Below are 25878 nucleotides of genomic sequence, written 5' to 3' on the forward strand. Positions count from 1 at the left end.
TTACTCGCTGATCAGTTCTAATCTCACGCCACCAGGAATCAAACACATCATATGAACAAAAGGTGAATCGCCTAATGCTTCAGGTGCAAACTCAATCTCAACATCCTCAAGCTTAAGTAGATTTTGATATAACGCGTTTAATTGCTCAATAGTGTTCACTTTTAGTGCAAAATGATGAAGTCCTACATTTTTTGTACGATCAAATTTAACCGTGTTCTCAGCGTCTTTGATCTGCCATAACGTTAACATTACCGTTCCATCAGATACAAAAATAGCAGGATATGCAGGTACTTCCCCTACTTTTTTAAAGTTTAGTTGTTCAATGAAAAAATCGGATGTTTGTTTGATATCTGGAATAGTTAAACCTAAATGGTGAATACCTGAAGTACCAATTTCTGTTGTAACGGTTGCCGCATTGCTGCTTTCTGTTGATTTTGATGATGTAGAACACATAATAAATACCCTTTTAGTTAATTTTTATTGTAATAAGTAATTTTTGTTGCAATAAGTGTAGTTGAAAAACAAGGTGAACAACTCTGTTCACCACTATAAGTGAACAGAACTGTTTACGTCAAGTTTAAATTGGTTATAATTTGCTTATCATGTACCGTCTAATAAAAATCGGTAGCTAAAAGGACAACCAACAATATGCAACCAAGAAAACAACATTTAATCGATACTGCACTGATTTTGTTTAATCAGTTTGGCTACCATGCAACGGGTATTGATTTGATTTTAGCTGAATCAGGCGTTTCAAAAGCAACACTATATAAACACTTTCGCAGTAAAGAAGCGTTAATATTGGCAGCATTACAACTTCGTCATGAGCAGGTAGTTAGTAAATTGCAGGCTAAAATTGAAGATAATAAAAGCCAAAAATATGTTGATCCGGTTGATAACGTGTTGTTTATTTTTGATGATTTAAATGAATGGTTTAATAGTGACACTTTCTTTGGCTGTAACTTTATTAATGTCAGTGCTGAGTACGCCGATCCCAATCATCCAATTAATATCTTCGCGGCAAAACACAAACAAATCATTGTAAATATTATTGCTGAACAGTTAACGACGAAAGAAAATAATCAAGTCAGTCAGCAAAAAGCAGATCAAGTAGGTTTATTGATTGAAGGTGCTATTGTAATGGCTCACACTCGTGGAATGAAACAGTCTGCATTGATTGCAAAAGAGATGGCTAAACATCTACTTTAAAGGCATTTGCTTGAAGGTATTGTTTTGAAGGTATTGGTTTAAAGATAATTGCTTAAAGGCATTGGTTTAAAAAGATGAGCCTAAATAGCTGGGATTTTTAGAGGTTATTTTAACAGCTTTTTGAGCATAGACAGTTTGCCCTTATAAGGAGGGTAAACAAAGGAAAGATCAAGCCAAGTTGCCGCTTTCAATACGCTTTTTTGATGAGAAAAACAGTCGAATCCAAATTTACCGTGATAATGACCAATACCACTATTACCAACACCACCAAAAGGTAAATTAGGATTTGCAGCGTGCTGTAAGCAATGGTTCACCACAATCCCACCAGCTTGAATTTTGGATAACAATAAGTGTTGAACCTGTTTGTTTTCACTGAAAATATAAGCCGCTAAAGGATGATCAGATAACTGATCAATAATGGTTAACACGTCATTTAATTCAGAAAAACTAATAACAGGTAAAACAGGCCCAAATATTTCTTGCTGCATGATAGGATCATTGAGCGTTACATTCGTCATTACCGTCGGTGCAATATAACGTCTTTCAATATCAACATGCCCACCTACAATTACTTTATCTGGCTCAATTAACTCACTAATTCGTAATGCATGTTTTTCATTGACGATACGACCAAAATCTTCACTTTCACTCGCATCTGAGCCGTAAATAGACTCAATGCGTTGTACTATTTTTGTTAGGAATAAGTCTTTGATTGAATCATCGACTAATACATAATCAGGCGCAATACAGGTTTGCCCTGCATTCAACATCTTTCCATAAACAATACGCTTTACCGCAATATCTATATTCGCATCAGCAGCAACAATACAAGGGCTTTTACCACCTAACTCTAGTGTCACCGGTGTTAAATGTTCTGCAGCTTGCTTCATCACTAACTTACCGACTTCTGTACTGCCAGTAAAAAAGATGTGGTCAAATTTTTGTGCAAGTATAGCCGTTACTTCCTCAACGCCTCCATTAATACAATGAACGTAATTTGAAGTGAAGGTTGAATCAATGAGTTTCTTTAAGACAAGGCTCACATTGGGTGTTAATTCTGAGGTTTTTATGGTGCAGCAATTTCCGGCAGAAAGTGCTGCGATCAAAGGAGATAACGTTAACGACACGGGGTAATTAAAAGGAGATATGATTAAACAAACACCGAGCGGCGTTGGATGAATATAACTGTTAGCAGGTTGTATAAATAAAGGTGATTTTACCTTTTTAGGTTTGATCCAGTGTTTTAATTTTTTAACAACCAAGTCAATTTCATGTAGTACCAAACCAATTTCTGTCATGTAAGATTCAAACTCAGGTTTCCCTAAGTCGAGCGCTAATGCTTCATTTAAATCCTGTTGATAATGCTGAATAGCCTTTTTTAATGAGATCAGTTGTTTCTTTCGATAATCGAAAGAAAAAGGCAGGTTAGCAATAAAAAAATCACGTTGCGCTTGGATTTCTTGTGAATATCTATTCATTAAAGGCATCATCAGCTGACTCAATAACAGTGAATAATACATTAAATAATACAGTGAAATTCAAGACTTATTGGTTCACTTGAGAGACAGTCGTTAAACTTAATAATTCAGCAAAACCATCTTCATCACTTAATGTAATGTGGCCGATCGCTGAAGGAGAAAAAGCAGGTACCCCTGCAGCCGGTGCTAACTCACCGACGATATAACCGACTAACGGTAAATGCGAAACCAATAATACAGATTTAACGCCCTGTGCTTGTAAAGCCAACAGTTCATCGACTGTTTTTCTAGCGCTACCACTAGGTGTTAAACAAGGTAACACTTGGATATTAGTTACGCCTTCAAAAAAGGGACTAACTGATTCCCAAGTTTGTTGTGCTCTTACATAAGGACTCACTAGTACCGCATCTAATGTCACCTCTTTTTTCACAAGATATTTAGCCATTAATTCAGATTCTTCACGGCCGATATCCGTTAAATTACGTTCGGCATCTGAAAAAGCCATCATTTCCGCCTGTCCATGGCGCATTATATATATTTGCATTAGTTCATTTCTCCTGAACAAAAAAAGCCCCATAACAATAAAGTATGGAGCTTATATAATTATTTAGTAATGATTCAATAACAAGTAAAAGTTGTTATTGCTAGCATCAACCATATTTTTATTAATCTTTTACTGGTGTATCACCAGATATCTTTAAAATGCCTACGGCTGCAATAAATACAGCGCAAAAACCTGCAATAAAAATAGTTGGCATTGCCATGTAACCTAATACATGCCAAATGATCGATTCTAATTCACTCATTGCCGTTCCTTAATAAAATTAAATAATGACTTCGATTACTCATACAAATGATACTTCAATATAGCTTAAAGAAAAGAATAAAGCGTTTTTTTCAGTAAAGCTTTTGATCTATTACAAGAATAAATCTTATTCGTTATAAAAAGTTTATGTTTTTTAATCTATTTAAGGAACTTTGCCCCCTTGAAGTTGCCCTCTATTGGCAGTATATTTTCTTCCCTAACATAACTTAATGTAGATACCCGCAATGGCAAAACAACAATTAAATCAATTACGTCACTATTTAAATCAAATGATCTTAGGGCAAAGTGAGCTTGTTGATAGCTTATTAATTGCTTTATTAGCCGATGGACACATTTTAGTTGAAAGCCCTCCTGGTTTAGCGAAAACCCGTGCAATCAACGCACTATCGGATGGTATTGAAGGCGATTTTCATCGTATCCAATTTACGCCAGACCTATTACCTTCAGATGTCACCGGTACTGATATCTTCCGTCAAGAGACGGGGCAATTTATTTTTGAAAAAGGCCCTATATTCCATAATTTAATATTGGCGGATGAAATCAACCGTGCACCTGCAAAAGTGCAATCGGCATTATTAGAGGCGATGGCAGAGCGACAAGTTACGGTTGGTAAAACAACTTACCCACTACCAGAGTTATTCTTAGTGATGGCAACACAAAATCCGTTAGAGCAAGAAGGAACGTACCCATTGCCTGAAGCGCAATTAGACCGTTTCATTATGCATATACAGCTTGATTATCCTGATGCTGATACTGAACGCTTAATATTACAGTTAAATCAAAAAGAGATCTTAAAAGAGAAAGTCGCCGAAGTAACGCCGTTGTTGAACGAACAAATATTCAGCATGCGTGAAGAAGTCATGAAAGTCACTATTGCTCCTCACTTAGAGCAATACTTGATTGACTTGATTATCGCAACGCGTGAACCAGCTCGTTTTGGTGAGCAACTTTCACAATGGATAAGTTACGGTGCAAGTCCACGCGCAACATTGGCTTTAATGAGAACAGCAAAAGCCCGTGCATGGTTAAATGACCGTGATTACGTGATGCCAGAAGATATTATTAGTAATTTATACCCTGTTTTACGTCATCGACTTATTTTAAGTTACGAAGCTGAAGCGCAAGGTGTTAATGCTAATCAAGTTATTCAAGAAATTATTAATCAGGTGGCGATCGCAGGATAATGGATACTAATATCCCCGCTATTTTTACTAATACCCCCTATACCACGGGGGTTGATGTGCAGTTATCTGAACTACTCAGTTACAAACAACATGGTAAATTATCTCTTAATGCCAAACGTTTGCCTGCTTCACGTCAACTCTCTGGTAATTATTTAGCGAATATTAAAGGGCGAGGTATGGAGTTTGCGGAAGTACGTCATTACCAACCTGGTGATGATGTACGCGCAATTGATTGGGCTGTCACAGCGCGAACCGGTAAAGCACACACCAAATTATTTCAAGAAGAAAAGGAACGTCCTGTTTTTCTTTTAGTTGATGTATCGGATAGTATGGTATTTGGCAGTCAGTTTGTCTTTAAATCAGTACAAGCTTGCCATTTAGCGGCTTTATTAAGTTGGCAAGCCAAACAACGTAATGACAGATTAGGTGGGATTGTCTTTAATCAACAAGAAGTGGCAGAATTAAAGCCCACTTCTCGGAGTAAAGGATTAATGGCTTTTTTACACCAAAGCCAAATGTTATGTAAAAACGTTGCCTTTAAAACCGAACAGCAACAATCACTTTTATTACAATTAAAACGACTTTCACATTTAGTGCAAACAGGTAGCCAAGTTCACTTAATTAGTGACTTTTCACAATTAGATGAAGGTTGTTATAAGTTGATTAACCTGATGCGTCGCCATAACCAAGTGACCGTTTGGCAAGTCAGTGACCCACTTGAATCTCATTTACCGAAACAAGTATTACAAACAAGTTTAAAAATAAACTCAATGACAGGTAGTGGTTTTTTAAGAAACAAACGCCAGCAACAGTCATATCAGGAAGCGGCCAGTCAACGCCAACAGTTAATGGAAAATAACTTACTGAAATATGGTATTGCACATTATCATATTAGTTCTTCCATCCCATTATTGGAACAATTCAATGTCTACGCCCAGTAACCCTTTTGAACAAATAATTATTCCCGCAGATGCTCCTTCTGCATGGCCTCCAGCACCTATTTATTGGTTAATATTAACGGTAACTATTGCTGTTATTGTGTTAGCCATTATTTTAATTAAACGTAACATCAATAAACAAAGAATAGTCAAACAAGCATTAACGTCGTTAAATCAGTTACAAGAAAGCAATGCGAGTTTTGCTCAGTTGAATCAGTTATTGAAAGGGGTATGTTTACATTATTATCCGCGAGAACATGTCGCCTCTATTACGGGACAAGCGTGGTTTACCTTTTTACAAGCGCATAATTCCCAGCAAAATACGCCGCTATTTAATGATCAAAAGGAATTCTGTCGACGTTTATATAAAGACAATTCAGCTTGTACGGATAACGATTTTTCCTCTGCTAAAAAATGGATAAAATCATTTCCAAGCCAAGTTAAAGCACATCAAAAGTCAACCTTGGGTAATCAGCCTTCAGCAGGTAAAGCACATGTTTGAATTTAGTTACTGGTGGGTATTACTTTTTATACCACTTCCTTTGTTAGTTCGTTATTTCTTAGCCGCTAAAAAACAATCTTTTACACAGGTATGGATCCCACTGGCGCAAGGTTTACAACAGCAAAAATCAACAAAAAAGAACCCTTTAATTAGTGTAACTTTACCTTGGTTATTATGGACTTTATTACTATTAACCATCGCTAAACCTATCTGGTTTGGAGAGCCGATTAGAATCCAACAGCAAAGTCGCGATATGATCTTATCTTTAGATTTATCGGGTAGTATGCAAGAAGAAGATATGCCATTAAATGGCCGAACAGTAGACCGCTTAACGTTAGTTAAATCTATCGTCAAAGACTTTGTTAAAGAACGAAAAGGTGATCGATTAGGGCTTATTTTATTTGCCGACCATGCTTACTTACAAACGCCATTAACCTTTGATGTCGATACCGTATCAACCATGGTTGACGAAACTGAAATAGGCTTAGTAGGTAATCGCACTGCGATTGGTGAATCCATTGCGATGGCCATTAAACGTTTCGTTGAAAATAAGAATGAGCAGCGTGTTTTAATACTCTTAACCGATGGCGCAAATACCTCGGGTAGCATCAAACCTATTGCAGCAGCTAAACAAGCCGCAAAAAATAACATTAAGATTTATACTATTGGTATTGGTGCAGATTCAATGATTAAACGAGGTTTTTTTGGTAATGAAAGAATTAATCCATCAGCTGATTTAGATGAAAGTACATTGACTGAAATAGCAACGCTTACCAATGGTCAATACTTTCGTGCAAGAAACCAAGAAGATTTACACAAAATCTACCAAACCATTAATAAACTTCAACCGGTTGATAGTGAGTATTTAGAATTTAGACCTGAAAAAAATCTTTTTTATTGGCCCCTTTCATTAGCTATTAGCATTTTATTAATCGTTGTTATCTCGTTAAAGCTAAGAGGTGAAGATGAACTTTAATAATCTTTTCGATATCACTTTAGGGCCATTAGAATTTCTACGTCCTTATTGGTTACTGGGCATTATTGTTGTTTTGGCGATCAGCTTATGGCGTTACCAACGTAATCAATATAAACAAACCAGTATTATTGCCAATCACTTAAGTGAGCATTTAATTACTTTACCGGAGACCACCCAAAGCAATCGCTTAGCATTAAATTTACTAGCAATTATTGCTTGTATTGCTTTATCTGGCCCGAGTATTCGTAGTGTCAAACTACCTGTTTATGAAATACAAAAAGCACAAGTGATTGCTTTCGACTTGTCCTACTCAATGTATGCCACAGATATAAAGCCAAATCGTCTAAGTCGTGCAAAATACAAAGCAATTGATCTACTAAAACAATGGACTGAAGGTGATAAAGCATTGATTGCCTATGCTGGTGATGCCTTTACTATTACGCCATTAACCACAGACAGCAATTCAATTATTAACCATATTCCTTACTTATCTCCAGATTTAATGCCTGAACGAGGTTCAAGACCAGATTTGGCATTACAAAAAGCGATCTCATTATTAAAAAATGCTGGGTATCAACAAGGACATATTGTGTTTATTAGCGATGGATTTGATGAAGAAAGCCAACAAAAAATGCAAGAGATGCTAAAAGGAACAAAATGGATGGTCTCTGTTTTATCAATGGCAACCAAAGAAGGTGCCGCTATTAAATTAACCGATGGTAGTTTATTAAAAGATTCAAATGATGACATCGTTATTCCTAAGCTTAATAGAAATACGTTATACCCTGTGACACAAATGAGTGATGGTTTACTAGTAAACTTTGATGCAAAAGGACAAGATATTCAATTATTAGCAGCACACTATGATACTAAAGAATTAAATAAGAAGGATAATGAATCATCTAAGCAAACAGACAATAAACAACCCATAGATGATGGCTATTGGGTAAGTTTATTATTGATACCACTGTTTTTGTTATTCTTTAGAAAAGGTGTTTTTTACGCTTTGCTGTTAACTGTAGCATTACCTTTAACGACACCTAAAGTAGAAGCCTCTATTTGGGAAAACGATCAACAAAATGCCTATCAAGCATTCCAAAATAAAAACTACAAAGAAGCCAGCGAAGTATTTGAAGATCCGGCTTGGAAAGCGAGTGCTTTGTTTAAAGATAAGCAATATAAACAAGCCGAAGCCGTTTATTTAAATGAAACAAAAGAAAACCCAAATGATGCCAATACCTTTTACAATTTAGGTAATACACAAGCAATGCAGAAAAAGTATGAACAAGCGTTAACTAACTTTAATAATGCATTAAAAATAAAACCTAACTTCGAGCAGGCATTAACAAATAAAGCCGCCGTTGAGAAATTACTCGAGCAACAAAAACAGCAAGAGAACCAACAATCTTCTGATAAAAACCAAGATAATCAACAGCAGGATGAACAGCAACAAGATCAGCAATCCTCTGAACAACAAAGCAAAGACAATAAACAACAAGACGAACAACAGAATGAAAGTGGACAACAGCAAGACCAGCAATCTTCTGAGCAACAAAACGAAAGTGGACAACAGCAAGACCAGCAATCTTCTGAACAACAAAACGAAAGTGGACAACAGCAAGACCAGCAATCTTCTGAACAACAAAACGAAAGTGAGCAGCAGCAAACTCAACAGTCCCCTGAACAAAAAAATAATCAACAAGAACAAAGTGCAGCATCAGAGGAAAAAGAAAATATTCAACAATCAGAAGAAGAAATGTCACAGCAAGAAGAGCTACAAGCAGAACAAGCAGCTGCCAGCACTAGCATTTCAGAAGATGATTCAACAAGTAATGAAGAATATGAAAAGCTACCTATTTGGTTAAAAAACATGCCCGATGATCCTTCTTTATTATTACGCAATAAAATGAAACTTGAGTATCGAAAACGAGCAGCGGATAAACCTGTCTTACAAAATAATAATGGAGAAATCTGGTAATGCAGTTCTTACAAAAATGTTTAACTATTATGGTACTTTTGGTCACCTTCAGTATGCCTGCGATATCTGAAACGCAAGCAACTGCATCTGTTAATACCAATAACGTCTTTCTTGGTGACACTTTTATGTTAACCGTAGAAGTTAATGACACAGGGTCAGAATACCAGCTTGATACAAGCGCCTTAGATAAAGATTTTTCTGTCGGTCGAGCATCTCGTAGCCAACAAACATCTTATATTAATGGTGAATTCACTCAACAAATAACATGGACGCTACCGATACAAGCGAAAAAGTTAGGCACATCGACAATCCCCTCATTACAAATAGGTGATGTATCAACGCAGGCAATCACTGTTGAAGTCAACAAACCAGGTAAGCAACAGCAATCTACTGCCGACGATACTATCTTTATTGAAAATACGATTAATAAAAATAACGTTTATATCGATCAACCTATTATTTTAGAAACTAAAATTTATGTAGCAGAAAACATATCAAATGCAGATGTACAACCTCCTGTATTAGAGGGTGCAAGCATCGAAAAGGTAATCTTAGATCAATCACAGTCGCAGATTGTACGTAATGGTTTGCGCTACCAAATATTCACTTATCAATACACAATCACTCCATCAACTTCTGGTGAGGTAACGATTAACTCTCCTTTATTAACAGGCAGCATTCAAAAAATACAGCAAGTAAATAGCTTTCAACATAGGAGAGTCAGTCAGGCAGTCAACATTAGGGGTAATAATTTAGCGCTTTCAGTAAAAAATATGCCAGATAACTTTCAAGGAGACTGGTTAATCAGTGAAGACGTTCGTTTAATAGAAAATAATGACTTACATGACAAAGAGTATTTTGTTGGCGACCCAATTACACGTAGCATAAGTTTACAAGTTGCTTCAATCGCTCTCGATAAAATACCAGAAATCCAACTTAATTATGATAGTTCATTACGCTACTACCCTGATCAAGACGATTTAAAACAAGGTACTATTAATGGCACTTTATATAGCCAACGAACAATTACACACGCCATTATCGCTAATAAAAGCGGACAACTTATATTACCGGAAATAAAAATTGCATGGTGGGATAGCAAAACAGAGAAACAAGAATTTGCCACGTTACCTGCTCAAACATTAACGATTAAACCTTCACCGGTGAGCAATAATACAACGAACGTTAACAATGGCAGTAACAATAGCAGCAACAATAGCGACCTTGAAAGCAGCACTGATCAATCAGATCTAACAGCGGCGGCACAACAAAAAAATAGTGATACAGATAGTAATGGCAATAGTGATGATCAGTCGACACAATTAATCATATGGCAGATCAGTACTTTAGTACTGTTATTATTATTGATTTTATTAAGCTTTTATCACCTTAAAGTTGCTAGAAGTAATAAAGTAATAATGCAAGAACCTAAACGAGCTAACTCACAAAGCCAGCAATATAAGGCGTTATTAAGCGTATTAAAGCAAGCGAAACCAAATGATGTGTATGCGTCTTTATTAAGATATTTTCAAACTCAACAACCAAATATAAAATTACTGCAACAAATCAGTTCTTTTACAGGTTTAAATGAAGATCATAAACAACAACTTCAAGAAAATTTACAACAATTAGAACTCGCTTGTTCTGAAAAAACGCACCATTGGGATGCAGAAAAACTATTAATATTAATAAAACTGCACCATCAAGTGACAAGCCAAAGCGATCTTAATCACATCACCGACCTCAACCCTTAGAGGACCATCACATTTATGAGTAGATTAATTTTCGATTAATTTGCTCATAAATGAAGCTTCATACTCACTTTCTGCCATAAAAAGCATTGAAACATGACTCAAATCAAAGAATTCGATACATAACCCCTTGAAGGACTAGTAATAGTACCCCTCTAACTTATGATGAATCAGGTGCAATATATGGATGGCATGCAAATTGCTCTATCTGTTTGATATGGATATTGTTTAAAATATAAAGTGGCATGCAAGTTGCAAATTCACTTTATATGAATACCGTTCTATATAACGTTACCTATATATTCATAGTTAATTTTTATATTATTTTAAGCCACAAGGAAAATACAATGAAAGTGACAAAGCTAGCTCTATTATTTGGTCTTACAGCTGCAGTACCAACGCTATCTCATGCGGGTACATTAGAAGATGTTATGAAAGAAGGCGTACTTAAGTGTGGTGTTTCTACAGGCATCCCTGGTTTCTCTGCGGCAGACTCTAACGGTGAATGGAAAGGTCTAGATGTAGATTTTTGTAAATCAGTAGCAAGTGCGGTATTGGGCGATGCAAGTAAAGTAAAATACTTTCCATTAACGGCTAAAGAGCGTTTTACTGCATTACAAAGTGGTGAAATTGATGTACTAGCGCGTGCAACAACTTGGACTGCTACTCGTGACGCTTCTCTAGGTTTAAACTTTGCTGGTGTTAACTACTACGATGGCCAAGGCTTCTTAGTAAGTAAAAGCATAGGTGTAAATTCAGCTAAAGAGCTAGATGGTGCTACTTTCTGTATTCAAGCGGGTACAACAACTGAGCTTAATTTAACAGATTACTTTAAAGCTAACGGTATGGAATACAAAGCCGTTACTTATGATACATCTGGTCAAACAATTGATGGTTTCAAAAAAGGTCGTTGTGACGCAGTAACTTCTGATCGCTCTCAATTAGCAGGGTTAAGAATTAAACTTGATGATCCAAAATCAGCAATTCTTTTACCAGAAACAATCTCTAAAGAACCACTAGGTCCTGTTGTACGTCAAGGTGATGATGCTTGGTTTAATGTTATTCGTTGGACTATGTTCGCAACAATTGAAGCTGAAGAGCTAGGTGTATCATCAAGCAATGTTGATGAAATGCTAAAATCATCAATCAATCCTGGTATCAAACGTTTATTAGGTGCTACAGGTAAAACAGGCGAAGATTTAGGTCTTAAAAATGATTGGGCTTACCAAATTGTTAAGCAAGTAGGTAACTACGCTGAATCATACGATCTAAATGTAGGTAAAGACTCACCGATTCAAATTGAACGTAGTTTAAACAAACTATGGAATCAAGGTGGGATCATGTACCCAATGCCAATTCGTTAATTTTAACCAGTCTCTAGGGGAAGTCTCTCTTCCCCTTTTTCCTAGCTGATTAAAAGGCACATTATGACAAACAAACAGCTCCCAGTAGACGGTAAAGGATTGTTAAACAACCCTCAACACCGCGCAATTTTTTTCCAAGTTCTCGCTTTAGCACTCGTTGTATTTTTTGCATTTTATTTTGCAAATAACATGTTTGATAACATTGAAAGCCGTGGCATTACCACTGGTTTCTCGTTTTTAAACAACACAGCTGGCTTCGGTATCAGCCAAACGCTTATTCCTTACGATGATGGAACATCTACCTTTTTGGATGTATTTATCGTTGGTTTATTAAATACGCTTCTTGTATCTGTATTAGGGATTATTTTCGCTTCAATTATTGGCTTATTATTAGGTGTTGCTCGTTTATCAAGCAACTTTTTAATGTCTAAGCTAGCACTTGTTTATATTGAAACATTTCGTAATATTCCAATTTTGTTACAAATTTTATTTTGGTATAACGTTGTACTTGCAGCCTTACCAAGTCCACGCCAAAGTTTCGTTTATTTAGACAGCGTATTCTTAAATAACCGAGGCTTGTTACTGCCAGAACCTATTCTTCAGAGTGGAAGTGGCGCAGTTATTATTTCCTTTGTACTAGCCATTGTCGCTGTCATTTATCTTGTTCGTTGGTCTCGTCAACGCCATAATGATACAGGCCAAGAGTTCCCAATATTTAAAGTATCAATTGCACTTTTATTATTAGCACCTACATTAGTTTACTTTATCGCTGGTCAGCCTATCACTGCTGAATACCCAGTGCTAAAAGGCTTTAACTTTAACGGCGGCTTAACCATTATTCCTGAGCTACTCGCATTATTATTTGCGTTAAGTATCTACACTGCAACTTATATAGCAGAGGCAGTACGTGCAGGTATTGAAGCAGTACCAAAAGGTCAAAAAGAAGCGGCTAAATCATTGGGTTTAAAAGACTATGTAATTTTAACTAAAGTAGTTTTACCTCAAGCATTACGAGTGATCATTCCTCCTGTTATTAATCAATTTTTAAACTTAACTAAAAATTCATCCTTAGCAACTGCGATTGGTTACCCTGAATTAGTCACCCTATTCTCAGGCACAACATTAAACCAAGTAGGTCAAGCAATAGAGATCATACTCATGACCATGGCTGTTTATCTCACTTTCAGTATTCTTATTTCACTGTTATTGAACTGGGTTAATGCCAAAATGGCTATAAAAGGACGATAAAATGGCAACTTATACAATGAAAGAAGCCAAGCCAGCTCCAACGGCAAATAAAGGCATTATTTTTTGGTTAAAGGAAAATCTATTCCCAGATGTTAAAAGTAGTTTGTTTACTTTATTTGGGTTATACGTGATTTACAGCATTGTGCCGCCACTATTAGATTGGATGATATTCAATGCGACGTGGAGCGGTACACAAGATGAAGTAGTTAATAGTGGTGCTCGTTGGATATTTATCATCGAGAAATTCGATCAGTTTATGTATGGCTTTTATCCTGAAAGTTTACATTGGCGCCCTAACCTAGTCGCTATTATTAGTATTGTTTTTGTTTTTTCTTTTAAATATATCAAAAACCTTAAAGTTAAAATCGCAGGTATTTTATTATTCCCTGTTGTCTGCTTTATTTTAATCAGCGGTGGTTGGTTTGGTTTAGAAGTAGTAGAAACAGAAAAATGGGGCGGCTTAATGCTGACCATTCTAGTGGCTGCTGTCGGTATTATTGCTTCTTTCCCTATTGGAGTGGTATTAGCACTAGGACGTCAATCTAACATGCCAATTCTTAGAACCTTATGTATTGGTTTTATCGAATTTGTACGTGGTGTTCCACTGATTACAATTCTATTCATGGCATCGGTTTTATTACCTTTATTTTTCCATGATGGTATTGAATTTAATAAGCTATTACGTGCACTCATTGGTATCACACTATTCCAAGCGGCTTATATCGCTGAGGTAGTACGTGGTGGCTTACAAGCCATACCAAAAGGTCAATATGAAGCAAGTGAAGCGTTAGGGTTAAGCTATTGGCAAGGAATGATTTTAATTATTCTTCCACAAGCATTAAAAATCTCTATCCCTAACTTAGTGGGTTCATTTATCTCACTATTTAAAGATACAACACTTGTTTTAATCATCGGTTTATTCGACATTTTAGCAATGGTAACACTGACTAACAGTGATACCAATTGGCTAGGCTACGAAGTAGAAGGTTATGTTTTTGTAACACTTATTTACTGGGTATGCTGTTTTTCAATGTCACAATATTCAAAATCGATTGAACGCAAATTTAACACCGAGCATTAAAAGGAATCGTCATGTCAGACCAAGAAACTATGATAAAAATGAAGGACGTCAACAAGTGGTATGGTGATTTCCATGTACTAAAAGATGTAAACCTAGATATTAAAAAAGGCGAAAAAGTCGTTATTTGTGGCCCGTCGGGTTCAGGTAAGTCAACGACTATTCGTTGTTTAAATCATTTGGAAAAGTTCCAAGAAGGTAGCATCAACATTAATGGTACTGAGTTAATTGAAGATGTAAAAGTAGTACGCCATATTCGTTCACAAGTAGGTATGGTATTCCAACACTTTAATTTATTTCCGCATTTATCAGTGTTAGAAAACTTACTAATTGCACCTACATGGGTACACAATAAACCACGTAAAGAAGCAATTGAAACAGCTATGTACTATCTCGAGCGTGTAAAAATCGCAGAGCAGGCACATAAGTATCCAAATCAATTATCTGGTGGACAGCAACAACGTGTAGCGATTGCTCGTTGCTTATGTATTAACCCTGAAATCATGTTGTTTGATGAGCCAACATCAGCACTAGATCCTGAAATGGTGTCAGAGGTATTAGATGTAATGGTCGAACTAGCTGACGAAGGTATCACTATGATTTGTGTAACGCATGAAATGGGGTTTGCAAAAAAAGTAGCAGACCGAGTTATTTTCATGGATGCAGGGCAAGTTATTGAAGAAAATGAACCTAATGAATTCTTTGATAACCCGCAATCAGATCGTTTGAAAACCTTCTTGGAACAAATCCTATCGCACTAGAGCTTTAGGCTTAGATTCAGTTTAGTTTGGTTTATACATAAAATAAAAAGGGCTAATGATTAGCCCTTTTTTGTATCTGTGGAAAAGTATAATTTAATGTTACAAACATTAAGAAACGAGAAGGTGCTATGAAACAGCAAGAAAATACTCAAGAATAAGAACTCGTTATTTTAGTTAAATACTCTGTTTACCCCTTATTTACCTGAGAGCCTTCGTGGTAAATCGTTTTTTATTTTAAAAGAATAATCACCACGAAGCGCTACGCTACACGAAGGACACGAAGAAGAACCAACAATATTGTTTTTAAAATACGCTTTGACTTACTCATCCTTACTTTTCATCTCTTTGTAGTAAACCGCTTTTGGTTTCAAAACATAATCACCACGAAGCGCTAGCTACACTAAGGTCACGAAGAAAAGCTAACATTACGCTTTTAATAATTTTTTGACCTTCCTTCTTTACCCTTCGTGCCTTCGTGGTAAAACCGCTTTTGATTTAAAAACAGGATCACCACGAAGCGCTACGCTACACGAAGGACACGAAGAGAAACCAACAATATTGTTTTTAAAATACGCTTTGACTTACTCATCCTTACTTTTCATCTCTTTGCAGTAAACCGCTTTTGGTTTCAAAACATAATCACCACGAAGCGCTACGCTACACGAAGGTCACGAAGAAAAGCTAACATTACGCTTTTAATAATTTTTGACCTTCCTTCTTTACCCTTCGTGCCTTCGTGGTAAATCTCTTTTGATTTCAAAACATAATCACCACGAAGCGCTGCGCTACACGAAGGGCACGAAGAAGAACCAACAATATTGTTTTTAAAATACGCTTTGACTTACTCATCCTTACTTTTCATCTCTTTGTAGTAAACCGCTTTTGGTTTCAAAACATAATCACCACGAAGCGCTGCGCTACACGAAGGTCACGAAGAAAAGCTAATATTACGCTTTTAATAATTTTTTGACCTTCCTTCTTTACCCTTCGTGGTAAATCGCTTTTGATTTAAAAACAGGATCACCACGAAGCGCTGCGCTACACGAAAGTCACGAAGAAAAGCTAACATTATTCTTTAATAATTTTTTGACCTTCCTTCTTTACCCTTCGTGGTAAAACCGCTTTTGATTTTAAAAGAATAATCACCACGAAGCGCTCCGCTACACGAAGGACATGAAGAGAAACCAATTATTTATTTTAAGAAAAGTGATGGCTCTCCCCTCTTTCCTTCGTGGTTAATCTCTTTTCACTTATACGAATTAAGATTTAGTAATGGGTAGGTTTCAAATCAGAGAGTTGGGTTTATTTGATTAACTACTTTTTGTTGAAATGTCAGATCTGAATAAAATTGTGTGACTAAATGAGAAGAATCGATACCAGTACGCTGCATTAAAGGCACTGCACGTTCAGTAGCCGTTATATAGGCATGAACATCATTATAACGTGCTAACAAGGGTTTAATGACCTTGTGGTACATCTCATCAGCAACTAAGCTTGCATAGCCTTTTTTACGATGCACAGGCAGTGTTACAAAATGTATGACTCCTAAATCTTGATACAATACACCTTCATGCCACTTCTTTTTATCTGTAGCTGCTTCATAATTTTCTAATAAGCTATAAGCAACCAACTCTTCATCAACATATAACTTAATCATTTCAGCTTGGGTGCCATGACGTAACTCATCATGCTCAGTTAGCCATTCAAATAAATACCACATTTTCATATTAATTTGCCCCAAGGCAAGTAACTCTTGTGCGCAATCTTTAGCATTACAATATTCGAAGCGTTGCATTAATGTCCTATTAAAACTATAACTTAAAGTAATTTATTCATGATAGTCATCATGAGCATAAGAGTAGTTTAAAGGTGAAAATAAGATAATGGAAAGTAAGCTGATCACTTTATTTATGTCATATCCGATTACAATTGCAGTTATGGCTTGAATTCAAGTCATATTGTTTCGTTAATTTTTGTAGTTCAAGACAAACCACCTCCCAATAACTAGTTATTGATAGATGGTTTAACACAAAAATACGCGAACAAAACAATGCTGTATCAGTTTTCTTATCCGGAAATGAGGTTATATTCACCCTTTACTCATTAGTGATCTTTTTTCTTATTCTTCTGAATCATTATTAATTGTGCTTGAAGTTCTTTCATGCAGCTATCGCAAGGTGGGTATTCGTTGGCAAATTCCAATAAAGGAGGCAAGGTAATACTAATTGCTCTTATTGCAATTTGTTCTTGTTCTAAATCACCATTATGTTCTTTGGCCATATAGAGCATAGATTGGTGTGGGATAAGCAAACACTTTTGAGCTGTTTCTATCGCACCTTGTTGAGCATATAAAGAAGCTAATTCATGATAGCTCGCAATCCAATCACACAATACCTCAACACATTTAGGTTCTTGACTTAACTTTTTTTCAAAATTATAAATTGCTTCTTTATGATAACGTTCAGTATGAAAAAAATGATTATTTTCATACGTTGAGAAATCAGCTGTCACAATATTATTAAATACATCCATATAAACCTCACGTTACATTAAATAAAACACAAAAAGCAATGATAATAAGTATCATTTGTATTTATTGAAATGTAAATGCTTATTTACAACCTTTTATTGAAATGTGAGCTAATAATATGACAGATCAATTTTTTAGCTTATTTAAGTTAAATTATTAATAATGAAAATACTCGAATAGATTATTAAAAGGCAATCTAAATTTTACGCAGGCAAAATAATTTAATGTAAGGCATAAGTTGAGGCTTGAATGAGGTTAGGTTGAAATCCAATTGAAGTGAAATAGTTATCTACTATCAATTAAAGCAAAGTAATAATGACAATAAATGTGGCACTTTAAGCGAAAATAGAAAGGAGTAACACTACCCTATACCAATAACTCCAATTCAGTTTTGTTCACTCAGATGAGGTTTATTGTTATTCCGATTGCATTAAATAAGTAATCTGAATTTTGCGCAGGAAAAATGACTTAGTTTAAGGCGTAAATTGAGGCCTTTCGAAGATTAACAAAACTTACAACGAAGAAATAAGTTATTTTAACCAGTAAAATAGATCAGTGAATTAGTGTGATTGGTATTATTATTAGGAGTCATGTTTTTAATTCAACAAAACTCCTTTCCTTTTTATTTTCTTGAATTCAAGTGATATTTTCATTTAATTATTGTTTTTAGCTTAGAAAATTTTCTTGATTTAATTTTTAATAACTTAACCTTAGCACCATACCAATTAGCCATAGGAGCTGCACTAATACCATGAATTAAAGTGCTCATCCATACAGCATTGATAGCAACAATTAATATTGAATGCCCATAGTCACCTAAAATATCTTTAGAAATAATCAATGCAAAAAGTGCTGTTGCGAGACCTCTTGGACCAAAAAAACCCATAAACACTCGCGTTAACATTTTTGCTTTTGTACCGATCAATGAAAGATAAATGGCGAGTGGACGAACAATAAAGATGCTTACCAAAATATATCCAGCGATCGGTAAAGTTAAATGCTCTATAGCAGAGGGTAATAACCCTAGGCCAATAATAACAAAAGAAGTCCATATTAAAATTTGCCCTTCACTTTCAGTAAATTGATAAATGAATCGACAGTGTCCTTTGACAATATGACCAAAAGCTAAACCAGCAATAAAAGCGGAAATAAAACCATTCCCCCCCAATAAACTAGCCATTAAATATGATGTTCCCGTAAGCGCTAAAACACCAATTCCTTCATATACACTTGACGAGATATTTTTTGACTCTACATATAAAAATAAACGCCCACTAGACCATCCCATTAATATTCCAACCAATATCCCCACAAATATTTGGCTAAATCCAAAAGCTAACCATGACATTTCATTTTTTTCAGGTCCTGCACTCATTGCTACTATGCTGGCAAAAAAGAGAATAATGGGTAATGCAAGTCCATCATTTAAACCACTTTCAACTGATAAGCTTTGTCTCTCGTTAATAGGGACACTTTCGTTGCTAACAACAGCTTGTCCTAACGCGGCATCAGTTGGTGCTAAAATGGCAGCAATTAAGGCTAACATTGACCAAGGCCACTCAGGAAAAAATAAATAAGCGAAACCAGTACCAATTAAAATGCTCAATGGAAGGCCTATTAGTAACATTCTCAATGGCCAAGTATTTTGCCTTTTTAATCTACGTAGGTTTATTTGTGATGCATCTAAAAATAATAATACAACCAATGATATCTCTGCGATTAAGTACACTGTTTCATGTGCATTGCCAATATTAATCAGCTCAAATTGAGAAATAATAAAGCCCATACCTAAAAATACCATTGGCGCAGTAATAATCGTCGTTGATAGCTTTTTTGCTAGCATAGAGTAAGCGCTAACTGAAAAGAGAAGAATAAGTAATCCTATTTCCATTAGAAATCCTTTTAGGCTGATTTGATATGTTTTATAAATTAATACCAATCACACTAATTAACTGATCTATTTTACTGGTTAAAATAACTTATATTTTCGTTGTAAATTTCGTAAAGAAACCAATCATTAAAAAGTTAACCTCTTTTAGTTAACTCTCGACAGACGATTAACGAAGTTAATCTTCGAAAGGCCCCAATTTAGGCCTTAAACTAAGTCATTTTTCCTGTGTAAAATTTAGATCACTTACTTAATGTAGTCGGTATAAGGAGAGAGTTAAAATAAGTTGTTGAATTAATTTTTGTAATTAATATTTTATTTTAATTACAAATGTAACCGACGTTCTAATAAAATTTAAAAGCCGATTACATTTGATATTTATCTTATGAAATTAATTTATTCGTTATTTAGCCGATCTATATTTAGCATCTAAGCCGAGTAATCTATCAACAGATAAGACTCCTGGTCCACGAGCAAAGATAACTAATAATGAAACAGCCCACCAAGACGCAGGATTAATCCAGTGGTCTAGCGTAGGGAAAACAGCAAGTTGAATAAACATTGTCATACCAATAAGACCGAATGCTGCAAATCTTGAAAATAAACCGATAATCAATAATACTGGCAATAGTACTTCTACAACACCTGCAATCACAGCTAACGATTCAATCATTTTCACCATAAATGAACCATCTACATAATCTAATGTTTGCGGATCACAAAGTTGTAAAGCACCTGCTCGAACGGGATCAGGACAAAAGAATTCATATTTAAATAGATCAAACTTATCAACATTAAATTGTAAGAAACCATCCCATTTGCTTAAACCAGAATCGAGGAAAACTTTAGCAACCATAAAACGAAGAAAGAATAATGCTAAAGGTTCTAGAAACTTTGACAGCTGCTCTCCCATTTGTATGTACAGCAGTTGCATTTTTTTAATTATATCCATATTGATTATTTCCTATTGTAATGTTGATTAATTAAGACTTATTTCTAATAATTCATTTTGTAAGCATGCTGTAAAAGCATCGCTAACTTCAAATTCTTCATCTACTGTTATTGCTGCGTCAAAAGCCTTACCTAGAGTGCTTCCATCACCTTGTAGTGATTGCATAAGCTGAGCTTCTGCAATAGAAAGTAAACGAGCTTGCACAGCACCTTGCAAACGCCAAAACATAACACAGTTAATTGTAGGCGAAAATTTTTCAACAGTATTATGATTTGTTTTTAAAGATATCCACTCCGAAAAGGCTTCAGCACTCACTTCGACTAGTAAAACACTACCATTGAGCTTTACATTAAGTTCAGTAAGCTCAAATTCTTGTCCCATGAGTTCATTAACGTATTCTACCGTTAATGTTTCTTTTGAATCTGCACCCATCAAACTCATTAACCATGTATAATCCAAATGTGCAATATCAACTAAATTCAAGTCTAAATTGAGAATATTTATCAGAGATTTACTTGGTTGAAGTGCATCTTCTTCCTCAAGTTTAATTTCATTAATAAAATCAGTAATGAAGCTGGGAAAATCTAAACCATATCCTACCAATGTGCCATGTTCTGGAGGAAAATGATCGACATAAGCTTTTGCTATCTTCCTAAAGTTATTATTGCCCATTTTCTTTTCACACATAGGGTAATTGGCAATTAATGCATCCACACAACCTTTATAAAAACCATTACGATATATAGCTAATCGTTTAATGTCTGATGGGTTTTCACAAAAAACTTCCATAGCGCTTGGATCACCACTCAGTAAGTACTTTGTAAAAGCATCAATATATTGATTATCACTCATTAACTAATCACTTTTTTATTAAGAGTAGATAAATTATTTTGTAACTGACATTGATTCAAATAATGCTGTGCTGTTTCTCTCTCATTCATTAACTCACCAAATGATGGAATATTAGCATCTCTTTCAACAAGTACTGGTCGATGACCAAACAAGTTTAATGCTGCTTCTAATAAGTTCCATACGGGAGGGGCAACCGCTGCTGCATGGCTATCAATTAATAACGAGTCACCTAATTCGGGATCAGGATCATGCCCTGCAATGTGAATTTCCCCAACAAGCTCAGCTGGAATCTGCTTTAGATAATTTAGTGCATCAACACCTGTATTTTTACTACTAATATATAAATTATTAATATCAATAAGTAAACCACAACCGCTTCGTTTAGCTGCTTCCACTAAAAATTGAGGTTCATCCATATCACTTATGAAGTCTAAATAGTTACTTGGATTTTCAATTAAAATAGATCGACCAATCCCAGATTGATAGCAATCAATACCATTAATTAAAGATTTAAGAGCATCTTGTGTACGAGGTAAAGGCATTAAATCTGCAAAGTATTTTCCGTTAGCTTTTGACCAAACTGCATGTTCAGAAACTAATGATGGTTGAAACTCATCGATCAAGGCTTTCACTCTTTTGGTGTGCGCTGGCATAGCTTTAAGGTCTGCACCCAATGAACCACCAACACCATGAAAACTAATATTATAATTTTCACGAATAGCCCTTAAATAAGCTAGTCGAGGTCCACCTGCAACAAAATAATTTTCTGTATGCACTTCGAACCAAAGATTATTATCAGAAGCACTGTTTTTAACCGGTAAAACTAAAATATCATCAAGGTGTTCAGGCTTTAAACTTAAGCCTGCACCTAAATGCTCCCCGACAAGAAATTGCTGGGGAGAATGTAATGGATTAACCTTCAAGAGAACCTTGTCCATTAGGTGTTACGATTGATTCACACACGCCTTTAGGTGCATATGTCCATGCATTTTCTTGAAAATCTGCAGTTGAAGTACCTTCACAACTAGTACCTGCACCAGCTTTACAGTCATTCTCACCAGCTAAAGCAATACCGTAGCATTTGTCTTTACGGCCACTCACTTTTGCACCAGCAACCCAACCTTTAAACTGCTCTTGTACTTTAGGTGAAGCACCTTCTGTGATGGTTAATTGGCTGTTTGGACCTGCCATTGCACCTGTACTTAAGATTGCTGCTGATGCGCCAACTAATAAAGCTTTAGTTAAGTTTACTTTTTTCATATGTATGCTCCTGATTAAAATAGTTTCTTGTTTTATCTGTGATTATTAATAAATATATTAAATAACGCCACAATCCCTAAACAAGTACAATAAGAATAAGCGGTATCGCCGTTTTTTCAACTTACTAGACCTACTCCCCCTATAAAAAATTTCAAATAACTCAAAGATTTTGTAAGTGAATTATAAAAAAAACGTTAAAAAACCAAATAAAACTCTAAAATACAACAAGTTAAAAAAACAAAAGAATAAGTCACAAAAAGTCATATTAATGACTTTAAAATACACTTATAGCGGTTATCAATCTAAGTGCATGACTCATTCGTTAACTCAGACACCAAGACAAGGCGTCACATAATGCCAATGACGAGTCCTTATCTAATATTACAACGTAATATTGGTTTTCGAATTGGCGACCCGCAGGGCAAATCGTGAGGTAACCATCTTCGTTGCTATAACGTTTCACCTGTTAGATACCTTTTGGCCTAGCCTCTATTTACCTCTCGACTTGCTGATTTTTACGGCTTGAATGGTGACGGGTATACTTATTCTTTTAACACAAAAATAGGTAAATTAATTGCAAATAAACTTAACTTTAAAAGTTATAATAATGAATTAAATTAATAAACGACTTTTAGCTGCACTATTATTAGTGCTCTACTATATTTAGAAAATTTAGAAAAAAGTAATCTGTTTCCATCTTTGCCAAGTTCGTTTAGCTAATATAATTAAAATAGTAATGAGCTAACTCAACACTTCCTCTAATTGAATAATAAAGATAATAAATGATTAATATTACAACAGAAAGACTCATATTACGCCCATTCCAAAACAACGATATTGCAAGTGCATATTCATTATTTAGCGATCCTATTGTCATGCGATTTTCGCTTAATGGCCCTTACTCATAAGAAAAAAGTAGGATTTTTATTGAGCAATGTATGTTGAAATCTAAGAATAATGAACCTAGTTTATTAGCCGTTATCGATAAAAAAAGTAATCAATTAATTGGCTCCTGTGGTTTTTTCCCTCAAACAATACAAGGTATGGCGGAACTTGAATTAGGTTATCGCTTATTAACTCATTATTGGGGAAAAGGGTTTGCAACAGAAGCAGCAATAGCGATGAAAACTTATGCTTTTAATGAAATGGACTTAACGCGTTTAATCTCTCTGATTGAAACAGAGAATATAGCTTCAATTCGAGTTGCTGAGAAAAATGGATTTAAACTTGAAAAGACGATGCTCTATGACGGAAGAATTTCAGTCGGCATGTATGTCGCTATTCGTTAAAAATAGCGCCTATTCACTACCGACTCTCAATTATGTTTCGATACTTTAGTGACTTAATCTAACTAAAATAAAGTACTTAATCCCCAAGCACTTAAGATTAAAGTAGTTAAAGCGATTATTGCTTTAGTTTTATGTTTGCTGATAATACGTTCCGCCTGATTACCTGCATAATACACAACAACAGCTAACCCAAAGTAACGTATTGAACGGGCAATAGCGGAAGCGATTAAAAACAGGGTAATTGAGTACTTTGTTGCTCCAGCAGCTAACATTGCTATTTGGAATGGAATCGGCACGATCCCTAACGTCATCACAAACCAAAAACCTTGTTCTTGCATTTGTTGTCTTACATTTTCAAATTGTTCTGGGCTTGAAAATGTATTGATTACCCAATCGCCAACCACATCAAATAAATAATACCCCAAAGCATAACCGAATAATGCGCCGACAATACAACCTAATGTTGCCATTAACGCAATAGCCCAAAGCTGTTCACGACGAGCCTGCATTAACGGCACCAATACAGCTTCTAAGGGAATGGGTACTATGGTTGACTCTAAAAATGAAGCAATCGTAATACCGCTGAGCATATGTTTGGAGTCTATGAAACTACGTGTTTTTTGTTTAATATTTTTTTGGATAGACATTATGCTTCCTTTAAATAATTGATGTTGATCGTATTTATCAGATTGTTCATGTTTATATAGGCGAACAATATTATTAACGTTGTTTGAAGCACTGCTTTAACACTGTTTTTTATAACAAGTCAGTCGCTTATAAATGGAGGATTAAACATAAATTTATGACAGAAAATTTAATTGGGAGGCAATAAATAATTATTATTTATTGCCTAAATTTTACGTTGTTGCGCTATCTATCTTATTTTTAATGCGCAGCACTTTTTGAAAAAACATTCATAATAACAACACCTGAGATAATCAAAACCATACCGATGATTGCCGCCGTATCAGGGATCTCTTTATATACAATTGCACTTATTGAAGCGACTAAGACAATCCCCATTCCAGCCCAAATTGCATAGGCAATACCAATTGGGACCGTCTTCAGCACTAAAGACAAGAAGTAAAATGCAACAACATAACTAACGATGCTAGCTGAGCTGTAAAACCAATGAGTAAATTCATTTGAAGCTTTGAGAGCTAATGTGCCAATCACTTCCGATACAATTGCAATGACTAAAAACCAATACCCCATGACTTGCCTCAACGATAATAAAATAGAATAAAAAATATATAATTAACTCGCTCATAAAACGATGTGTTTCATAAGAAGTCACCGTTGAATTAATCATTAATAATGGAATGCAGATTACTAGTAGTGGTATTATTAATCAATCAGTTAACCTATAAATTAAAAATAAAAGTTAAATATCACTTTTAATTTTTTCACTCATTTGATCTTTATAAAATGTAATTTTTTGTTGTAACTTCTGAGGTGAGATGATTCTTTCAGTATGTTAGCTTTTAACGTCAACGCATGTTGTTGTAACATTTTTATTTTTAATTTCAAGGCTCTCTACTTTGATTTCTTAAATTCGCATAATGGGTGTTGTGTTCAAGTGGCATTCCAGTTTCTTTTAAACGCTCGATAAACTCCAACCACATAACATTTTTCAGTAAATCTTTAAGGCCACTACTATTTCTCAATATATTTTTTAATATCCAATTTTTCATAATATCTGAGCATATAGGCAATATATCTGTTACTAGTAAATATTTTTTAATATTCATATTCCCCTGCTTATTTGACATCTTCATAATTTATATCGCCATATAGGACCTAACTATTTGTTT

27 protein-coding genes are annotated in these 25878 nt (G+C 35.2%); 13 read left to right on the plus strand and 14 right to left on the minus strand.

The annotated features are described in order from the left end of the window. Window positions 1–453, minus strand: coding sequence for a VOC family protein (locus GQR59_RS11825; protein ID WP_160062985.1), 453 nt, complete (start codon window positions 451–453; stop codon window positions 1–3). Between the two features lie 195 nt (window positions 454–648). Between GQR59_RS11825 and GQR59_RS11830 the strand changes: the two genes are divergently transcribed. Continuing rightward, a complete protein-coding gene (locus GQR59_RS11830; protein WP_025564495.1) occupies window positions 649–1209 on the plus strand; it encodes a TetR/AcrR family transcriptional regulator in 561 nt (186 codons plus the stop codon). Window positions 1210–1313: 104 nt separating this feature from the next. Here the strand turns inward: GQR59_RS11830 and GQR59_RS11835 are convergent, their stop codons facing one another. From GQR59_RS11835 to GQR59_RS11845, 3 genes are all read right to left on the minus strand, one after another. Further along, window positions 1314–2687, minus strand: a complete 1374-nt coding sequence (locus tag GQR59_RS11835) for an aldehyde dehydrogenase (RefSeq protein WP_160062987.1) — start codon at window positions 2685–2687, stop codon at window positions 1314–1316. Window positions 2688–2754: 67 nt separating this feature from the next. Beyond that, window positions 2755–3231 (minus strand): phosphohistidine phosphatase SixA, encoded by a 477-nt coding sequence (gene sixA, locus GQR59_RS11840; protein WP_160062989.1) that lies wholly within the window; start codon window positions 3229–3231, stop codon window positions 2755–2757. Between the two features lie 121 nt (window positions 3232–3352). Continuing rightward, a complete protein-coding gene (locus GQR59_RS11845) occupies window positions 3353–3493 on the minus strand; it encodes a TIGR02808 family protein (RefSeq protein ID WP_160062991.1) in 141 nt (46 codons plus the stop codon). 244 nt (window positions 3494–3737) lie between these two features. On the opposite strand from GQR59_RS11845, the gene GQR59_RS11850 reads away from it, so the two are divergent. From GQR59_RS11850 to GQR59_RS11895, 10 genes are all read left to right on the plus strand, one after another. Beyond that, on the plus strand, window positions 3738–4697 hold the full coding sequence (locus GQR59_RS11850) for an AAA family ATPase (RefSeq protein WP_160062993.1): 960 nt from the start codon (window positions 3738–3740) through the stop codon (window positions 4695–4697). Continuing rightward, window positions 4697–5638 (plus strand): DUF58 domain-containing protein, encoded by a 942-nt coding sequence (locus tag GQR59_RS11855; RefSeq protein ID WP_160062995.1) that lies wholly within the window; start codon window positions 4697–4699, stop codon window positions 5636–5638. The genes GQR59_RS11850 and GQR59_RS11855 overlap by 1 nt, the downstream gene beginning before the upstream one ends. Further along, window positions 5622–6137 (plus strand): DUF4381 domain-containing protein, encoded by a 516-nt coding sequence (locus GQR59_RS11860; RefSeq protein WP_160062997.1) that lies wholly within the window; start codon window positions 5622–5624, stop codon window positions 6135–6137. Before GQR59_RS11855 ends, GQR59_RS11860 begins: the two co-directional genes overlap by 17 nt. Next, window positions 6130–7113, plus strand: coding sequence for a VWA domain-containing protein (locus GQR59_RS11865; RefSeq protein ID WP_160062999.1), 984 nt, complete (start codon window positions 6130–6132; stop codon window positions 7111–7113). Before GQR59_RS11860 ends, GQR59_RS11865 begins: the two co-directional genes overlap by 8 nt. Then, complete coding sequence (locus tag GQR59_RS11870) at window positions 7103–9091, plus strand: vWA domain-containing protein (RefSeq protein WP_160063001.1); 1989 nt, start codon at window positions 7103–7105, stop codon at window positions 9089–9091. The genes GQR59_RS11865 and GQR59_RS11870 overlap by 11 nt, the downstream gene beginning before the upstream one ends. Then, window positions 9091–10845 (plus strand): BatD family protein, encoded by a 1755-nt coding sequence (locus GQR59_RS11875; protein WP_160063003.1) that lies wholly within the window; start codon window positions 9091–9093, stop codon window positions 10843–10845. Before GQR59_RS11870 ends, GQR59_RS11875 begins: the two co-directional genes overlap by 1 nt. Window positions 10846–11189: 344 nt before the next feature. Next, window positions 11190–12206, plus strand: coding sequence for an amino acid ABC transporter substrate-binding protein (locus GQR59_RS11880; protein WP_025564480.1), 1017 nt, complete (start codon window positions 11190–11192; stop codon window positions 12204–12206). Window positions 12207–12269: 63 nt separating this feature from the next. Then, a complete protein-coding gene (locus tag GQR59_RS11885) occupies window positions 12270–13454 on the plus strand; it encodes an amino acid ABC transporter permease (protein ID WP_201288099.1) in 1185 nt (394 codons plus the stop codon). Window position 13455: 1 nt separating this feature from the next. Then, window positions 13456–14535, plus strand: a complete 1080-nt coding sequence (locus GQR59_RS11890) for an amino acid ABC transporter permease (protein ID WP_025564476.1) — start codon at window positions 13456–13458, stop codon at window positions 14533–14535. Between the two features lie 11 nt (window positions 14536–14546). Continuing rightward, on the plus strand, window positions 14547–15293 hold the full coding sequence (locus GQR59_RS11895) for an ATP-binding cassette domain-containing protein (protein WP_037048880.1): 747 nt from the start codon (window positions 14547–14549) through the stop codon (window positions 15291–15293). Window positions 15294–16581: 1288 nt separating this feature from the next. On the opposite strand, the gene GQR59_RS11900 is transcribed toward GQR59_RS11895, so the two are convergent. From GQR59_RS11900 to GQR59_RS11930, 7 genes are all read right to left on the minus strand, one after another. Next, window positions 16582–17088 carry a GNAT family N-acetyltransferase gene (locus GQR59_RS11900; RefSeq protein WP_160063005.1) on the minus strand — a complete coding sequence of 169 codons (507 nt, stop codon included), beginning with the start codon at window positions 17086–17088 and terminating at the stop codon, window positions 16582–16584. Window positions 17089–17396: 308 nt separating this feature from the next. Continuing rightward, on the minus strand, window positions 17397–17825 hold the full coding sequence (locus GQR59_RS11905; RefSeq protein WP_160063007.1) for a hypothetical protein: 429 nt from the start codon (window positions 17823–17825) through the stop codon (window positions 17397–17399). A 647-nt stretch (window positions 17826–18472) separates the two neighbouring features. Continuing rightward, window positions 18473–19714 carry a cation:proton antiporter gene (locus GQR59_RS11910; RefSeq protein ID WP_160063009.1) on the minus strand — a complete coding sequence of 414 codons (1242 nt, stop codon included), beginning with the start codon at window positions 19712–19714 and terminating at the stop codon, window positions 18473–18475. Window positions 19715–20114: 400 nt separating this feature from the next. Continuing rightward, complete coding sequence (locus GQR59_RS11915; RefSeq protein ID WP_160063011.1) at window positions 20115–20663, minus strand: DoxX family protein; 549 nt, start codon at window positions 20661–20663, stop codon at window positions 20115–20117. A 27-nt stretch (window positions 20664–20690) separates the two neighbouring features. After that, on the minus strand, window positions 20691–21515 hold the full coding sequence (locus GQR59_RS11920; RefSeq protein WP_160063013.1) for an HvfC/BufC N-terminal domain-containing protein: 825 nt from the start codon (window positions 21513–21515) through the stop codon (window positions 20691–20693). Next, window positions 21515–22453: an MNIO family bufferin maturase gene (bufB, locus tag GQR59_RS11925; protein WP_236546752.1), complete on the minus strand. Its 939-nt coding sequence runs from the start codon at window positions 22451–22453 to the stop codon at window positions 21515–21517. Before bufB ends, GQR59_RS11920 begins: the two co-directional genes overlap by 1 nt. Continuing rightward, window positions 22428–22775 (minus strand): BufA1 family periplasmic bufferin-type metallophore, encoded by a 348-nt coding sequence (locus GQR59_RS11930; protein WP_160063017.1) that lies wholly within the window; start codon window positions 22773–22775, stop codon window positions 22428–22430. Before GQR59_RS11930 ends, bufB begins: the two co-directional genes overlap by 26 nt. A 782-nt stretch (window positions 22776–23557) precedes the next feature. Here GQR59_RS11930 and GQR59_RS18485 point away from each other — a divergent pair. Together GQR59_RS18485 and GQR59_RS11935 are read left to right on the plus strand one after the other, a co-directional pair. Continuing rightward, window positions 23558–23683: a GNAT family N-acetyltransferase gene (locus tag GQR59_RS18485; RefSeq protein WP_201288100.1), complete on the plus strand. Its 126-nt coding sequence runs from the start codon at window positions 23558–23560 to the stop codon at window positions 23681–23683. 18 nt (window positions 23684–23701) lie between these two features. Further along, window positions 23702–24064: a GNAT family N-acetyltransferase gene (locus GQR59_RS11935; protein WP_328600627.1), complete on the plus strand. Its 363-nt coding sequence runs from the start codon at window positions 23702–23704 to the stop codon at window positions 24062–24064. A 62-nt stretch (window positions 24065–24126) separates the two neighbouring features. On the opposite strand, the gene GQR59_RS11940 is transcribed toward GQR59_RS11935, so the two are convergent. The 3 genes from GQR59_RS11940 to GQR59_RS11950 all read right to left on the minus strand — a co-directional run bounded on the left by GQR59_RS11940 (window position 24127) and on the right by GQR59_RS11950 (window position 25815). Beyond that, a complete protein-coding gene (locus GQR59_RS11940; protein WP_160063021.1) occupies window positions 24127–24711 on the minus strand; it encodes a YqaA family protein in 585 nt (194 codons plus the stop codon). 238 nt (window positions 24712–24949) lie between these two features. Beyond that, entirely contained in the window at window positions 24950–25279 is a 330-nt protein-coding gene (locus GQR59_RS11945; RefSeq protein ID WP_160063023.1) for a DMT family transporter, read from the minus strand. 311 nt (window positions 25280–25590) lie between these two features. Beyond that, window positions 25591–25815, minus strand: coding sequence for a hypothetical protein (locus GQR59_RS11950; protein ID WP_236546753.1), 225 nt, complete (start codon window positions 25813–25815; stop codon window positions 25591–25593). Window positions 25816–25878: the final 63 nt, after the last annotated feature.

This window comes from Psychromonas sp. L1A2, assembly GCF_009828855.1.
Taxonomy (GTDB): domain Bacteria; phylum Pseudomonadota; class Gammaproteobacteria; order Enterobacterales; family Psychromonadaceae; genus Psychromonas.